At 67.4% G+C, this 14,621-nt stretch carries 12 protein-coding genes and 1 pseudogene; 2 read left to right on the top strand and 11 right to left on the bottom strand.

Features of this window, described 5'->3' with window-relative positions:
- Positions 1–2: 2 nt before the first annotated feature.
- Entirely contained in the window at positions 3–1,997 is a 1,995-nt protein-coding gene (locus tag PMI02_RS02720) for a glycoside hydrolase family 3 N-terminal domain-containing protein (protein WP_007678365.1), read from the top strand.
- Here PMI02_RS02720 and PMI02_RS02715 read toward each other — a convergent pair.
- Positions 1,970–2,773 (bottom strand): helix-turn-helix transcriptional regulator, encoded by an 804-nt coding sequence (locus PMI02_RS02715; protein ID WP_007678363.1) that lies wholly within the window; start codon positions 2,771–2,773, stop codon positions 1,970–1,972. The two genes, PMI02_RS02720 and PMI02_RS02715, sit on opposite strands and share 28 nt — an antisense overlap.
- A gap of 106 nt (positions 2,774–2,879) precedes the next feature.
- On the opposite strand from PMI02_RS02715, the gene PMI02_RS02710 reads away from it, so the two are divergent.
- On the top strand, positions 2,880–4,025 hold the full coding sequence (locus tag PMI02_RS02710) for a methyltransferase domain-containing protein (protein WP_007678360.1): 1,146 nt from the start codon (positions 2,880–2,882) through the stop codon (positions 4,023–4,025).
- On the opposite strand, the gene PMI02_RS25715 is transcribed toward PMI02_RS02710, so the two are convergent.
- The 10 genes and pseudogenes from PMI02_RS25715 to PMI02_RS02660 all read right to left on the bottom strand — a co-directional run.
- A complete protein-coding gene (locus tag PMI02_RS25715; protein ID WP_007678357.1) occupies positions 4,012–5,073 on the bottom strand; it encodes a nuclear transport factor 2 family protein in 1,062 nt (353 codons plus the stop codon). The genes PMI02_RS02710 and PMI02_RS25715 overlap by 14 nt on opposite strands.
- Positions 5,070–5,816 (bottom strand): SDR family oxidoreductase, encoded by a 747-nt coding sequence (locus PMI02_RS02700; RefSeq protein ID WP_007678354.1) that lies wholly within the window; start codon positions 5,814–5,816, stop codon positions 5,070–5,072. The genes PMI02_RS25715 and PMI02_RS02700 overlap by 4 nt, the downstream gene beginning before the upstream one ends.
- Before the next feature lie 30 nt (positions 5,817–5,846).
- Positions 5,847–8,147 carry a TonB-dependent receptor gene (locus PMI02_RS02695; RefSeq protein WP_007678351.1) on the bottom strand — a complete coding sequence of 767 codons (2,301 nt, stop codon included), beginning with the start codon at positions 8,145–8,147 and terminating at the stop codon, positions 5,847–5,849.
- Positions 8,148–8,365: 218 nt separating this feature from the next.
- A complete protein-coding gene (locus tag PMI02_RS02690) occupies positions 8,366–9,703 on the bottom strand; it encodes an SRPBCC family protein (protein ID WP_007678348.1) in 1,338 nt (445 codons plus the stop codon).
- Positions 9,704–9,859: 156 nt separating this feature from the next.
- Positions 9,860–10,534 carry a TetR/AcrR family transcriptional regulator gene (locus PMI02_RS02685; RefSeq protein ID WP_007678345.1) on the bottom strand — a complete coding sequence of 225 codons (675 nt, stop codon included), beginning with the start codon at positions 10,532–10,534 and terminating at the stop codon, positions 9,860–9,862.
- A gap of 22 nt (positions 10,535–10,556) precedes the next feature.
- On the bottom strand, positions 10,557–11,390 hold the full coding sequence (fghA, locus tag PMI02_RS02680; protein WP_007678343.1) for an S-formylglutathione hydrolase: 834 nt from the start codon (positions 11,388–11,390) through the stop codon (positions 10,557–10,559).
- Positions 11,390–12,502 (bottom strand): S-(hydroxymethyl)glutathione dehydrogenase/class III alcohol dehydrogenase, encoded by a 1,113-nt coding sequence (locus tag PMI02_RS02675; RefSeq protein WP_007678341.1) that lies wholly within the window; start codon positions 12,500–12,502, stop codon positions 11,390–11,392. Before PMI02_RS02675 ends, fghA begins: the two co-directional genes overlap by 1 nt.
- Positions 12,503–12,591: 89 nt before the next feature.
- On the bottom strand, positions 12,592–13,506 hold the full coding sequence (locus tag PMI02_RS02670) for an SDR family NAD(P)-dependent oxidoreductase (protein ID WP_007678340.1): 915 nt from the start codon (positions 13,504–13,506) through the stop codon (positions 12,592–12,594).
- On the bottom strand, positions 13,503–14,393 hold the full coding sequence (locus PMI02_RS02665; RefSeq protein ID WP_007678339.1) for an SDR family NAD(P)-dependent oxidoreductase: 891 nt from the start codon (positions 14,391–14,393) through the stop codon (positions 13,503–13,505). The genes PMI02_RS02670 and PMI02_RS02665 overlap by 4 nt, the downstream gene beginning before the upstream one ends.
- Positions 14,393–14,621 (bottom strand): annotated as a pseudogene (locus PMI02_RS02660) (nuclear transport factor 2 family protein); the annotation flags it as partial. The pseudogene PMI02_RS02660 and the gene PMI02_RS02665, both read right to left, overlap by 1 nt.

Here is a 14,621-nt window from a genome sequence, read left to right as displayed (position 1 = left end):
GCGTGGCGGGAGCCCGCCGTGCCCAGCAGATGGCGCTCGATAGCCGCCTCGGCATCCCGCTGATCTTCGCGGGCGACGTGATCCACGGCCTCAAGACGATCTTCCCCGTCCCCCTCGCCGAGGCGTCCAGCTTCGACCCGGTGCTGGCCCAGCGCACCGCCCGCGCGATGGCGATCGAGGCGACGGCGGCGGGCCTGCACCTGACTTTCGCGCCCATGGCCGACGTGGCGCGCGACCAGCGCTGGGGCCGCGTCGTCGAAGGCGCGGGCGAGGACGTGACGCTCACCGCGCTGCTCTCCGCCGCCCGCGTGCGCGGCTTCCAGACCCGCGACCTGCGCCGCGACGATTCGCTGCTCGCCTGCCCGAAGCACTTTGCCGCCTATGGCGCGGTGGCGGCGGGCCTGGAGTACGGCAGCGTCGACATCAGCGACGAAACCCTGCGCGAGACTCACCTGCCGCCGTTCGGCTCGTCCTTCGCGGCCGGCGCACTCACCACCATGGCGGCGTTCAGCGAGATCAACGGCGTGCCCGCCACCGCCGACCGCGCCCTGCTCACCGACCTCCTGCGCGGCGAGATGGGCTTCCGGGGCTTCGTGTTCTCCGACTACACCGCCGACGAGGAACTGATCGCCCACGGGTTCGCGGAGGACGAGCGCGACGCTGCCCGCCTTGCGGTGCTGGCGGGCGTCGACATGTCGATGCAGAGCGGGCTCTACATCCGCTACCTGCCCGAACTGGTGAAAACCGGTGCGGTGCCGATGGCGACGGTGGACGTGGCGGTGCGCCGCATCCTCTACGTCAAGGCCGCGATGGGCCTGTTCGAGAACCCCTGGCGCTCGCTCGACGCCGAGACCGAGGCCAGGAACATCGCCACCCCGGCGCATCGCGCACTCGCGCGGGAGGCGGCGGCCCGCTCGGTGGTGCTGCTGCAAAACGATGGCGTCTTGCCGATCGACCCGGACAAGGCCCGCAGGATCGCACTGATCGGCCCCTTCGGCGAAGACAAGGACAATCTCTACGGCCCCTGGGCGTTCTACGGCGACCCCGGCAAGGGCGTGGACATCGCCAGTGGCCTGCGCGCCGCCCTGCCCGATCCCGGTAAACTCACCGTCGTGCGCGGCAGCTCCATCCACGAAGCGATCGAGGGCGGGATCGCCGAAGCGGTGAAGGCCGCCAAGGCCGCCGACGTGGTCCTGCTCGCACTGGGCGAGGCGCAGGACATGTCGGGAGAGGCGCAGTCCCGCACGACGATCGAGATTCCCGCCGCCCAGCAGGCGCTCGCGGATGCCGTCGCGGCGACCGGCAAGCCTGTCGTCGTGCTGCTGCGCCATGGCCGCGCGCTGGCGCTTCACGAGGGCGTCGCCAACGCCAATGCCGTGCTGGCCACCTGGTTCCTCGGCTCCGAAAGCGGGCACGCCATCGCCGACATCCTGCTCGGCAAGGTCGACCCCTCGGGCAAGCTGCCCGTCAGTTTCCCTTGGGAATCGGGGCAGGAACCGTTCTTCTACGACCGCAAGTCCACCGGGCGGCCGGTGCTGGGCCAAGGCAGCACCGAGTACAAAGCGCGCTACGCCACCACCGACAACAGCGCCCGCTACCCCTTCGGCCATGGCCTCAGCTACACCCGGTTCGCGCTCGACAAGCTGGAGCTCTCGGACGCCGCGCTGCGCTGGGACAAGAGCATCGACGTTTCCGTGCGCGTGATCAACAAGGGCCCGCGCAAGGGCAGCGAAGTGGTGCAGCTCTACATCCGCGACCGCGTGGCCAGCCGCACTCGCCCGATCCGCGAACTGAAGCACATGGAGCGCGTGACGCTCGACCCGGGCGGCAACCGCACGGTGCGCTTCGCCCTTTCGCGCGCCGACCTCGAGTTCGTCGGCGCGGGCAATCGGCGCATCGCCGAACCGGGCCTGTTCGACCTGTGGGTCGGCCAATCCTCGGTCGACGGACTGCACACCCAGATCACCCTCTACGCCGAGGAACCGTCCAGGGCCTGAGCCCCGCTTGACCGGAACGCACGCGGCGTCATGCCGGTGAGGCGGCGGAAAGCGCTGGAGAACGCGCTCTGGCTCTCGAAGCCCACGTCTGCGGCGATGCGGGCAATTGAGGTGTCGCTCGTCGCCATCACCTCGATCGCGCGCAGCAACCGGGCGCGGCGGCGGTATTCGTCCCAGCCGAGGCCCAGTTCGCTGCGGAAACGGCGGCGCAGTGTGCGTTCGGAGAGCCCGGCGGCGCTGCAGACCGTGGAGAGCGTCGCATCCGCAAGGTCATCTTGGGTTGCCGCGATGGCGGCGCGCAAGGCAGGATCGGCTGACGTCGGAAGCGTAAACGGTGCCTCGTCACGTATCCATTCCCCGCAGAGCCGGCCCATTGCGATGAAATAAGCCTCGCCGGTCGGGTCGAGGGGGCGCTTCAACGGCCAGCGCATGGCTTCGGCGATCATCTCGCGCATCAGAGGAGATACGCGCACGATACGCACCCGCGTCCCGGCGTCGGGCACCATGTCCGCGGACAGCAGGATCGACACCGAGGGGACGTGATGGACGCTGTTGCGGTGGGGCACGCCGGCCGGAATCCAGCCCGCCAGTGTCTGCGGCAAGAGATGCCGGCCGCTGCTGTCCTCCAGTTCCATGGCGCTGGCGAAGGCATATTGCAGCTGGTGCATGTCGTGGTGGTGCCAGGGACAGTCGAGGTCGAAGGCGTCCTGCACGATCGCGCCTGCGCGCGGCCGCACCGCCGGATCGACCAGCGTAACCAGGCCTATGTCGTCCATCGCGCTCTCCCGACTGGCCGCTGCGCGCCAAAGATTGGCCGATGCCGGTGAGACGGTCAATCGCCCAGGCCGTAGACTGCGGACAACGGCAACGAGGAACACCGCCATGACCATCCGCGTACACGCGCCCGACCAGCTCGCCTGGCGCAGGATCGGCGACATCCCGATGGGCTGGATGCGCGATCACATCGACCCGACCGAGCTGGAGGGCCACCTCGCCTTTCACGAGGCGGGCGACGACGGGCCGCAGCTCATGGAAATGCGGCTGAACGCGCGGACGCTGGTGGCGCCGCACAGCCACGACGATCCGGAAATCTTCTATGTCGTCGAAGGCTCACTGCACTGGGGCGGGCGGGCGCTGGAGGCGGGCGGCTCGATGTTCATCCCGGCGGGAGAGCCCTACAGCTTCCGCGCGGGGGAGCAGGGTGCGCGGCTGCTTAACGTGAGGTCGCGGGCGGACCATAGCTTCGTGCCGGTGGAGCAGAAGGCGCAGGTTCTCGACCAGTTCTCGCGGCAGGCGGAAGGTTATGGGCGCCTGACGGGGGCGATGGCGGGGGTCGATCGCAGCGCGGCGTTCCGGGCACAGGTGGGGCTGGCGCCCGAGGACGAGGTGCTCGACGTATGCTGCGGGACCGGCGCGATGGCCTTGAGCCTGGCGCCCCATGTCGCGCATGTGACCGGACTCGACCTGACCCCGGCGATGCTGGAGCAGGCGCGCGGCGCGCAGGAGCGGAGCGGCTGCGACAACGTGGATTGGGTCGAGGGTGACGCCTTCGCGCTTCCCTTCGCCGATACGAGCTTCAGCCTCGTCGTCTGCGGGGCGGCGTTCCACCACATGCTCGACCCCCGTCCCGCGCTGGCCGAGATGGTGCGCGTGTGCCGCCCCGGCGGGCGGGTCGCGGTACGCGACGTCACGCCCGCGCCCGAGAAATCCGCTGCCTACGACCGCATGGAGCGGATGCGCGACACCTCGCACGTCCACGCGCTGACGCCGGGAGAAATGGCGCATCTGGGCACCGGCTTGCCGCTCGATCCGCCGATGCTGAACGCCAGCGTCGCGGCGGACGTGCCGCTCGACGCGGTGCTCGCCACCTCGTTTCCGGTGACCTGCACGATCGACGAGATCCGCGCGCTGTTTCTTGCGGATGCGCGAAATGGCGAGGACGCGCTCGGCTTCGATGCGCGGCTGATCGAGGGCGAGGTGCGGGTTTCCTACCCGCAGACCACGGCGATCTGGGTCAGGCGCGCATGAAGGCGTAGACCGGGTCGCTCTGCCCGCGGCTGCCGTGGAGGTCGAGCGCACCGTACATGCCGCCCACCATGTCGCGCGTGCTCGGCTCGCTGCGCGTCCAGTCTAGCACGAAGGTGCGCTCGGCGATGGCCCAGCGTCCGCCGCGCCGCTCGAAACGGTCGACGTAGCGCCCGCCGGTGAGGGTGTCGGTCCCGTCGCGAGTGGTGGAGACGGCGATGACGTAGGTTTCGCCCACGGCGCCGTCGCCGCTCACCTCGATCCACTGGTTGGCGATGGAGTGGAAGGTCTGCTCGTAGGTTTCCTCGACAAGCTTGCGGATGGCGACGGCGAAATCGGGCCCGCTGCCGTTGAACGCGCCGCTGACGACGGTCGCATCATCGTGGAACGCTCGGCTGAGCAATGCCACGTCGGCGCGGTCCACGCCCCGGCAGTAGGCCATGGTGATGTCGGCGATCTGCTGGCGCGAGATCACCGCGTCGATCCTGTCTGCGTCATGTGTCATCGGCTGCGATCCTTTTCCCTTGTTCCTGGCGTACGCCTGCGTGAGCAGGGCGATCCCCGCGTCCGCCGCGCCGTGACCACCGATCGGCACCTGATGCTCGGGCCCGCCGAGCCCCGGCAGTTCGCCCCCGCCCGTCCAGTTCACATTGGTGTCGAGCACATAGGTGCGGTGGGTCAGCAGCCATTCCCCGCCTCGGCGCTCGTGGCGGTCGAGGTAGCGGCCGCAGATGAGGTGCTGGGTGGCGGGACCGCCCTCCCCCGCGCTGGAGGCGTAGGCCATGACGTAGCTTTCCGAGGCGGCGCGGTCCCCGGCCAGTTCGATCCACATCTGCGCGGTGCGGTGCAGCGTGACCGGCTGGGCCTTCTGGGCGCCGGTCAGGATGGCGGCGAAGTCCCGCGCAGGGCCCGCGTAGAAGCGGTAGTCGACGGTGGCGCCGGGGTGGTAGCAGCCCACCAGCAGCCCCTCGTCCGCGCGGTCGACGCCCCGGCTGTGGCGCGAGAGCACGTTGGCGATCGCCTGCACGTCGGCGAGATGCCCGATGCTCACGCCACCGTCTCCCCGTTGTCGATGACGATGTGGGTGCCGGTGATCTGGCGCGATTCCTCGGAGGCAAGGAACAGCACGAGGTTGGCGACGTCCTCCGGCATGCCCTGCCCATGCGCGTTGACCTGGTCGAGCCCGGCATTGTCCTGCGGCAACTGCGCGAGCGCGGCCTGCGTCATCGGCGTGTCGTGGGCACCGGGCGCGATGGCGTTGACGCGGATCTTGTAGCCCTGCTCCATGCAATGCACCGCAACGCTACGGGTCAGTGCAAGGATGCCCGCCTTGGCCGCGCTGTAGGCGGGGATCGCGCTGATGCCCTTGAGCGCGGCGACCGAGGCGATGTTGATGATCGAACCGCCGCCGCCTTTGGTCATATGCGGCAGCGCGGTCCTGCAGCCGAGGAAGCAGCCCTCGACCATGACCTCCATCTGCAGGCGAAACGTCTCGAGGTCGCATTCCTCGACATTGCCGAAGCGTACCAAACCCGCATTGTTCACCAGCACGTCGAGCCTGCCGAAGTGCGCCGTGGCCTGCGCCGCCACGTCGCGCCACTGCGCCTCGTCGCGCACATCGTGCTCGAGGAACAGCGCGCCCGGGATCGAGGCGGCAACCTCGCGGCCGAGGTCGGCCTGGAGGTCGGTGATGACGACCTGCGCCCCCTCCGCCGCCAGCAGCCGGGCGTCGGCGGCGCCGAGCCCAGAAGCGCCGCCGGTGATGAGGGCGACCTTGCCCTTTACGCGGTTCATGTTCGTTGCTCCTGCGGGGTCATGCGCCGCTCAGAAGTTGAAGCTGGCCGAGCCGCCGAACTGGCGCGGCGGGGCGTAGCCGGCCAGACCCGCATAGCCTGGGCTGTCGTAAACAGTTGACACGTAACGGGAGTCCAGGAGGTTCGTGGCCCACAGGCCCAACGACCATGCGGCGCCCTCCGGCTTGTAGGTAAGCGAGGCATCGACGAGGTGCGTCGGCTGGATCTTCGAGCGCTCGGTATCGAGGATCGCGGTATAGTACTTGGAACTGGTGTAGGTGTACGACACGTCGCTGACGAGGTCGGCACCGTTGCCCAGAGGGATCACGAAGTTCGCCCCGAAGCTGGCATTCCACTTGGGCGCGTTCTGGAGGCGGTAGCCCTGGAGGTCGAGAACCTCGCCGGTCAGCGGGTCGGTATAGGGGAATTCCTTGTACTTCGCGTCGAGGTAGGCGAGCGAGGCGCGCAGGGTCATGCCGTCCACAGGGGCCGCGGTGGTCTCCAGTTCGAAGCCCTTGATCTCGGACTTGCCGGCGTTGAGGATGCGGTTGCCCTGCGTGGCCGTGTCGGTGTCGAAGTAGATCTGCGCCACCTGCATGTCGCGGTAGTTGGTGTAGAATGCGGCCAGGTTGATGCGCAGGCGGCGGTCGAGCAGGTCGGCCTTGATGCCGGCCTCGAAGGTATCGACCTTTTCCGGATCGTAGGGCGTGTCACCATCCGCCGGGACGCCGACGCGGGCAGTGAAGCCGCCCGACTTGAAGCCGCGCACCCAGCTTGCGTAGAGCAGCGTGTCGTCGAGGATCTCGTAGTCCGCGCCCAGCTTCCAGCCGACGTTGTTCCAGCTTTTCTTCCCGCCCACGGTGAAGCTGGAAAGCACGAGGTTGCCATCGCCCGAGTAGTTCGAACCGGCGGGATCACCGATGCTGTTGGTCAGGCTCGGCGTCGATTCCGTGCGCTCGTGAGTGTAGCGGATGCCCGCCTGGAGCTTCAGCCGGTCGGTCGCCTGCCAGTAGGCCTGCGCGAAGCCGGAGATGGAGTAGTTGTCCTGGTCCTGCAGGTTGGTCTGCAGCAGGCCCGGCGCCGCGAACTGCAGGCGATAGGCCTGGATGTGGTCGTAGTGGTCCTTCAGATAGAAGCCGCCGACCAGCACGTTAAGCGTATCGGTCAGCTCCAGGTTGGTGCGCAGTTCCTGGCTCAGCTGCCAGCCCTCGGTGCGGCGGTAGGTGTCGTTCAGGAACAGCGGGGTGCCGTCCTGGTCGGTGTATTCGCGCAGCTTGAACTTCTTGTAGCCGGTGATCGAGGTCCAGTCGCCAAGCCCGGTGTCGCGCCAGTTCATCGTCAGCGTGCCGGAATAGGTGTCCATGTAGGACTGGTCGGGCACCGAGTTGTTGGCGCCGTAATACTTGTCGGGCGCGGTGCACATGCCCGATTGCCCGTTCGCCGCGCAGGGGCCGACGTACATGCCCCCCGTACCCGGCCCCTGCGTGCCCGGCGCCACGTACAGTGCCTCGCCCGGCCGCGCTCCGTTGATGACGATCGGCGAGCCGTTGCGGGCGTTGACGTATTCGCCCTGCAGCGTGGCGTCGAATTTTCCGCTCGGCGTGAAGCGCAGGTAGGCGCGCACGGCGTCGAGGTTCTTCTTGCCCATGTCGGAGCCGTCGACGACGTTGGTGACCCAGCCCTCGCGCTGGGTGTGGATCCCCGCGACCTTGAGCGAGAGCATGTCCTCGACCAGCGGCGCCTCGATCGAGCCGGTCACGTCGAAGCGGTTGTAGTTGCCGTAGACCGCCTTGACGTGGCCGCCGAACTCGCCGGTCGGCTGCGCGGTGACGACGTTGATGACGCCGCCGGTGGTGTTGGCGCCGAACAGCGTGCCCTGCGGCCCGCGCAGCACCTCGATCCGATCGACGTCGTAGAGGTCGAGCAGCGCGCCCATCGAGAAGAACTGCGGCACGCCGTCGACCACGATCGACACGGTGTTGCCCGCGTAGGGGTCGGGCTCGATCACGCCGATGCCGCGCACGGTGAAGACCGCGCTCTGGGGCGTGTTGGCGAAGTTGTTGATCTGGACGTTGGGGATCTGGCCCTGCAGCGCCTGGAGCGAGGTGCCCTGCGTCGCCGCCAGCGCCTCGCCGCCGACCGCGGTGATCGAGATCGGCACGTCCTGCAGGTTCTCGGACTTCTTCTGCGCGGTAACGACGATCTCCTGGATGCCGCCGACCTGCTGGGGTTCCGCCTCGGGCGGCGCCTCCTGCGCGATGGCCGCGTGCGATGCCATCAGCGCCGCGGCGCCAAGCGCGATTCGGGAACTGTCGTTGAGCCAGGTCTTCATGTGTCGTCTCCCACTCGTTCTGTTATTTTGTCGTCTCGTGGCCGGGAACGCGCCGGCCCTTCCGCCATCGTGCCTCGCGGCGCGGCCATTTTCCTACATCGGCAAAGGCTGTTAGGTTCGCTCAGGCTCTTTCAACCGTGAACCGCCCCGCCCGCCGCGCGCCTTCAAGGAAGGGTTCGCGCGAATGTACTTCATCAACCAAACCCCGTCCGGGGCGGTCAGCGCCGTCCTTCGAGGTAATCGTTCAGGACCTCGTGGAAAAATCTCACCCGGGTTTCCTGCCCCGCAAGGTAGGCGTCGTCGTAGCCGCGAGAATGCATGCCCTTCTGCTGACCTTCGGCCAGCAGCATGTCCTGGTAGACGATCTGGTCCCTGATCTCCGGCACGCCGCGCCCGTTGTCGAAGGCGCGGTGCTGGAACTCCGCCTCGCGCAGCGGCTGGGGCCCCGCCATGACCGATTCCACCACCGTCTGACCCTCTACCGGGAAGGCCATGCACCACAGGTCGAACGTACATTTGTTCGGGTCTTCCGGATGCGGCTCGGTGCGGAAGAAGACGAGATTGTCGGGCAGGAAGCTGATGGTGACGTTGGGGAACATCACCGTATGCGGACTGTCGGTGATCTCCTCGTCGTCCATGTGCTCGTAATGCAGATAGCCGCGCTCCCGCCACAGCTGCTTCTTGGCGTCCTTGAGGTCGAGCCAGCCCTGCATCGCCTTCGTCTCGAAGTCCGGGTAGGCATCGGGATCGATGTCCCACTGGCGCAGGATCGCGTCGAAGGGATGGTCTACCCCATCGGGCAGCCGGTCCGACAGCGATGGGCGCATCGGCTGCACCGTCCGGCCATGCCCGCCCAGCCACATCTCGTGGCGCGCGGTGTCGACGTCCTGGTCGATCCACGGCGGCACCTGCGGATGCGCGGTGCGCGTGTGGTAGCTCTCCGAGAAGTTGTCGGTGGCGAACTTCCAGTTGGTGTTGAGGTCGATCTTCATCCAGAACACCCGCACCCCGGTGTCCATCGGATAGTTCTTGTAGAGCTCGGGCATCGGCGCCAGGAAATCGAGCAGTTCGGGCGCCTCGTCGTCCATCGTGTACCAGACGAAGCCGCCCCAGTTGGCGCAGCGCAGTTCCTTGAGCTTGAGCTTCCCGCACGGATTGCCCTGCGGAAAATCCTCCGGGTCCTGAGCTTTTTCAAGCACGCCGTCCTTGCCCCAGACCCAGCCGTGGTAGGGGCACTGGAACGAGTCCTGCGAACTCGCGTCCCACACCAGCCGCTGCCCGCGGTGGCGGCAGGCATTGTAGAAAGCCTTGATCGAGCCATCCTCCTGCCTGACGCAGAACACCGACTCGTTCATGAAGTCATGAACGACGTAGTCGCCGGCCTCTTCCAGCTCGGCCGTGCGACCGGCGACATGCCAGATGCGGGTCCACATATGGTCCCACTCGCGCTTCATGAATTCGCGCGAGGTATAACGATCGCCGGTGATCGGATCGCCCCGCAGGTTCGCGGCGTCGCGGCCGTCGAGCATCAGCGCGTCGATGTCTTGCCTTCCCATCTCGTCTCCTTCCCGGGACGAGCGGCGCGCCGTTGGTCTTGCGGCCCTGATGGAGGGCCGTTCCTCTCGTGGTGCGCACGCCCTCGCCGATGCGGGTCATGTCGTTCGTTGAGAGAAAGGTAACAAAACTGGTCGAACGACCAACTATCCAAACGATCAGGCGAGAGGCTTCTGCAGACTCTCCAGCCCGCTTGCGAAAAAGCGCAGCGCGGGGCGGGCCATGTCCTCCAGCCGCGCGACCGAATGGTGGTCGCGGCTGAGGTCGTCGAGGAAACCGGGGTCCTGCACCATGAAGATCAGCGCCGCCTCGATCAGGTAGACCCCGGCGAGCAGATTGCTTTCGGTAATCTCGGGCTGGTGCGCCCGCAGGCGGTCGGTTAGGATCCCCGATACGACGCCGAGCTTGGCGAGGATCGGCCGCAGCTCCGGCATGCGATACGAACTCATCAGGTGCGAGGTCATGACGATGTAGTTGCGCAGCGGATCGTCCTCGCGCGACGCTGCCTGAAGGAACGGCAGGATGAAGGCGGTGACGATCTCCTCGAGCCCGAACTCGCCCGGCCGTGCTTCGGCCTCGGCGAAACTTGCCGCGATGGTATCACGCAGCAGGCCGAGCTTGCGGTCCAACGCCGCTTCGATGATCAGGTGCTTGTTGGCGAAGTGGTAGTGCACCAACCCGATCCGCACCCCCGCCTCCTGCGCGATGTCACGCAGCGACGTGCCGAGATAGCCGCTGCGGGCGAACAGAATCTCCGAGGCGTCGAGGATCAGGCCGCGCGTCGCCTCGCCCTTGCGAGTGGCCGCTTTCGGCTTGCCCGTTGGCTCCGTCATGACGGATGGACCATCTGAACGGTCAGAGCTTCAGGTATCCGGCGTGCCAGCCGATATGCTCGGCCATGAAGGTGGAAATGAAATAATAGGAGTGGTCGTAGCCCTCCTGCATGCGGATCGTCGCGGGCTGCGCCGCCTTATCGCAGGCTTCGGCCAGAAGATGCGTCTTGAGCTGTTCCTCGAGGAAACCGTCCGCCGTGCCCTGGTCGACCAGAAGCGCGGGCAGCCGCGCGCCGTCCGCGATCAGCGCACAGGCATCGTATGCGCGCCAGTTCGCGCGATCGGCATCGATGTAGCCGGTGAGCGCCTTGTCGCCCCAAGGGCAGTTCAGCGGCGACACGATCGGCGAGAACGCACTCACCGAACGGAAGCGCCCGGGATTGCGCAACGCCGCGGTCAGCGCGCCGTGCCCGCCCATCGAATGGCCGGTGATCGCCTGCCGGTCCATGTCGGCCGGAAACTCAGCCGCGATCAGCGCCGGCAGCTCCGTCTCGATGTAGGACCGCATGCGGAAATGCTGCGCCCACGGACCCTGCGTCGCATCGACGTAGAAGCCAGCGCCCTTGCCGAAATCGTAGGCGTCATCGTCCGGTACGTCGTCACCGCGGGGGGAGGTGTCGGGCGCGACGAGGATCACGCCATGCTGGGCGCATGCTGCGCGAAATTCGCCCTTCTCGGTGACGTTCGCATGGGTGCAGGTCAGCCCGGACAGGAACCAGATCACGGGCAACTTCGCGCCTTCCGCATGACCCGGCACGAAGACGGAGAAGGTCATCTCCGTCCCCGTCTCGACGCTATGGTGGCGGTAGACGCCCTGCGTCCCGCCATGACTGCGGTTGGTCGAGACGACTTCCATCAGAAGACGACGACAGAGCGAATGGACTTGCCCTCGTGCATCAGGTCGAAAGCGGTGTTGATGTCCTCGAGCCCCATGACGTGGGTGATCATTGGGTCGATCTCGATCTTGCCGGTCATGTACATGTCGACGATCTTGGGCACGTCGGTGCGGCCCTTGGCGCCGCCGAACGCGGTGCCGCGCCAGTTGCGGCCCGTCACCAGCTGGAACGGACGGGTGGCGATTTCCTTGCCCGCCTCGGCGACGCCGATGACGATCGAGGTCCCCCAGCCGCGGTGGCAGGCCTCGAGCGCAGTGCGCATGACTTCGGTGTTGCCGGTGGCGTCGAAGGTATAGTCCGCGCCGCCGTCGGTCATCAGCACGATCTTCGCGACGACCTCCTCGCGGCTCAGGCCCTTGCTGTCGAGGAAGTCGGTCATACCGAAGCGGCGACCCCATTCCTCTCGGTCGGGGTTGATGTCGACGCCGATGATCTTGCCCGCCCCCGCGAGGCGCGCGCCCTGGATCACGTTGAGGCCGATGCCGCCGAGGCCGAAGATGACGACGTTGTCGCCGACCTGCACCTTGGCCGTGTTGATCACCGCGCCGACGCCGGTGGTGACGCCGCAGCCGACGTAGCACGAGCTCTGGAACGGTGCGTCCTGGCGGATCTTGGCGACCGCGATCTCGGGAAGGACGGTGAAGTTCGAGAACGTCGAGCAGCCCATGTAGTGGAAGATCTGTTGGCCCTTGTAGCTGAAGCGGCTGGTGCCGTCGGGCATCAGGCCCTGCCCCTGCGTGGCGCGGATCGCGGTGCACAGGTTGGTTTTGCCCGAGAGGCACGACTTACACTGCCGGCATTCGGGGGTGTAGAGCGGGATCACGTGGTCGCCGGGCGTCACGCTGGTGACGCCCGCGCCCACTTCGCGCACGATGCCGGCACCCTCGTGGCCGAGGATCGAGGGGAAGATGCCCTCGCTGTCGAAACCGTCGAGCGTATAGGCATCGGTGTGGCAGATGCCCGTCGCCATGATCTCGACGAGGACCTCGCCGGCCCTGGGTCCTTCGAGGTCGACCTCGACGATCTCGAGCGGCTTCTTTGCCTCGAAAGCAACGGCGGCGCGGGTCTTCATCGAAACTGTCTCCTGTTCACGCCGCGCGTTCTAACGGCTTGCCGGAGGCTCGTTAATGGCTTTCTCGATTAAATCCGCAATTATGACGCTCAGGCCTCGCCGCGGGTCATGGCGAAGCTCTTGGCCATATGTTCACCGAAGCCGTTTTCGACCGGGTGGAAGGTCCATCGCTGGCTGTCGTCGCGGATCGCATCGAGGTCGGCGGCAACCTGGTCGATGGTCCAGTCGGGACGGTAGACGCCGCGCGTCTCGGTCACGAAGGCCCGAGCGATACGGCCGGCCATCGATACGTAGAGTTCGCCCGATACCGGGCAGCTCTCGTGCGCGAGCAGGCCGACTACCGGCGCAACGAGTTCCGGGCCCATCGGTGGATATTGCGTCACGTCGAGCCCCTCCGCCATGCGGGTGACGGCGCCCGGCAGGATCACGTTCGACTTTACGTCGCGGTCCGCGCCCTCGATCGCGATCATGTTGTTGAGGCCGATCATCGAGCTTTTCGACATTGCATAGTTTACGCCGTGCGCGATCGAATAGAGGCCGCCGATCGAGCCGCTGAGCACCACCCGGCCATAGCCTGCCGCCGCCATGCGCTCGAACGCAGGGCGCACGACGTTGAAAGCACCGAGCAGGTGGACGTCGATTACCGCGCGGAAATCCTCGTGGCTGATCGCGTCGAGCGCGCCGTAGCGGACGTTGCCGGCGCTGTGGATCAGCACGTCGATCCGCCCGAAGGCGTCGAGCGCGGCGTCGACGATCGCCTTGCCGCCCTCCGGCGTGGCGACGCTCTCGGTGCAGGCCACCGCCTCGCAGCCCGCGGCGCGCAGGGCCTGCGCGGCCTCCTCGGCCGGGCCGACGTCGTTTCCCGTGCCCGACATGGCGCTGCCGTTGTCGTTGACGACGATCCGGGCGCCGAGCGATCCCAGCAGCTGCGCATACGCAAAACCGAGCCCGCGCGCACCGCCGGTGATGACGGCGACGCGTCCGTCGAAGCGGCGTTCGGTCATTGTGCTCTCCATGTCGTGTCACCGGCCGCCCACAGGGGCGCGCCGCGGGTTTCGCGCAGCGAGGGGATCGTGCGCTCGTCTTTGTCGGTCACGCCGTATTCGGCGGCGAGTTCGGCGTTAATGAAGGTGCCGCCGGACTTGGCCGCGACTTCAGGGTCCATTGCCAGCGCCGCGATCACCCGGCCAGGAAACTCGGGCGACGAGCCGACCGCGCTGTTGAGCTGGCTGGCCATTCCGGGCACTGACTTCAGGTTTTCGGTCGCGCGTTCGGTATAGGTGAAGCCCTGCCAGAGCGAGACGGCGCTGACGCCGGTGCCCTGGAGTTCATGGCCCATGTCGCGCATCATCCGGTCGGTCGCGCCCTTGGTCGTGCCGAACACGACGTCGTAGGTATACGTCACGCCGACGTAGCCGGAGAGCGCGGCGATCAGGCCGGAGCCCTGCGGCACCATGATCCGCGCCGCGTGCCAGGCCGCCACGAAGGCCGCGCGCACGCCGGTGTCCCAGATCTGCCATCCGTCCGCGAGCGACTTGTCCCAGAAGCCCACTCGCTGCGTCATCGAGTCCGGGATCGACATCGCGTTGTTGACGAGCAGGTCCAGCCGGCCTTCGTCCCGCTGGACCTGCTCGAACACGGAGGCGATCTGCGCGTCGTCGAGCAGGTCCATGGCCACCGCCACGCCCCTGCCCCCGCGCGCGTTCACTTCCGCCACGGTTTCCTCGAGCGATCCGGGCAGCGCATGGTCGCCGGGGCTGACGGTGCGCCCGGTGACGTAGACCGTCGCCCCATGCTCGGCGAGCGCCAGCGCGGTGCCCTTGCCGATGCCCCGGCTCGCGCCGGTGACGAGCGCGACCTTGCCGGCCAGTCTGTCGGAAGCGGCCCCCATCACGCCTTGCCGGGATTGGCCGGCGCGCGCCGGTTGACCAGCGGGCGCTGGTAGGACGGGTCCTCCTTGCTGCGCGAGGACACGCCGTTCACCGCGATGTCGGGAACGTCGGCGAAGGGGATCGGCATCGGAGGCGGCAGGCAGCCCCACTCGATCACATTGGTGCGCAGGGCGATCTTCCACTCTCCGGCGCGGCGCTCCAGCCGGTCGATGTAGCGGCCGGCGGCG

Origin of the sequence: Novosphingobium sp. AP12 (assembly GCF_000281975.1) — a bacterium.
GTDB lineage: Bacteria > Pseudomonadota > Alphaproteobacteria > Sphingomonadales > Sphingomonadaceae > Novosphingobium.
The sequence above is the reverse complement of the archived record's forward strand: the minus strand, read 5'-3'. Positions and strand labels throughout refer to the sequence as shown.

Excerpts from the sequence above, each read along its gene's own strand:
- PMI02_RS02690 (WP_007678348.1), bottom strand. The coding sequence starts at position 9,703 with ATGGGAAGGCAAGACATCGACGCGCTGATGCTCGACGGCCGCGACGCC.
- PMI02_RS02665 (WP_007678339.1), bottom strand. The coding sequence starts at position 14,393 with ATGGGGGCCGCTTCCGACAGACTGGCCGGCAAGGTCGCGCTCGTCACC.
- PMI02_RS02700 (WP_007678354.1), bottom strand. The coding sequence starts at position 5,816 with ATGAACCGCGTAAAGGGCAAGGTCGCCCTCATCACCGGCGGCGCTTCT.
- PMI02_RS02715 (WP_007678363.1), bottom strand. The coding sequence starts at position 2,773 with ATGGACGACATAGGCCTGGTTACGCTGGTCGATCCGGCGGTGCGGCCG.
- PMI02_RS02685 (WP_007678345.1), bottom strand. The coding sequence starts at position 10,534 with ATGACGGAGCCAACGGGCAAGCCGAAAGCGGCCACTCGCAAGGGCGAG.
- PMI02_RS02695 (WP_007678351.1), bottom strand. The coding sequence starts at position 8,147 with ATGAAGACCTGGCTCAACGACAGTTCCCGAATCGCGCTTGGCGCCGCG.
- PMI02_RS02710 (WP_007678360.1), top strand. The coding sequence starts at position 2,880 with ATGACCATCCGCGTACACGCGCCCGACCAGCTCGCCTGGCGCAGGATC.
- PMI02_RS02675 (WP_007678341.1), bottom strand. The coding sequence starts at position 12,502 with ATGAAGACCCGCGCCGCCGTTGCTTTCGAGGCAAAGAAGCCGCTCGAG.
- fghA (WP_007678343.1), bottom strand. The coding sequence starts at position 11,390 with ATGGAAGTCGTCTCGACCAACCGCAGTCATGGCGGGACGCAGGGCGTC.
- PMI02_RS02670 (WP_007678340.1), bottom strand. The coding sequence starts at position 13,506 with ATGACCGAACGCCGCTTCGACGGACGCGTCGCCGTCATCACCGGCGGT.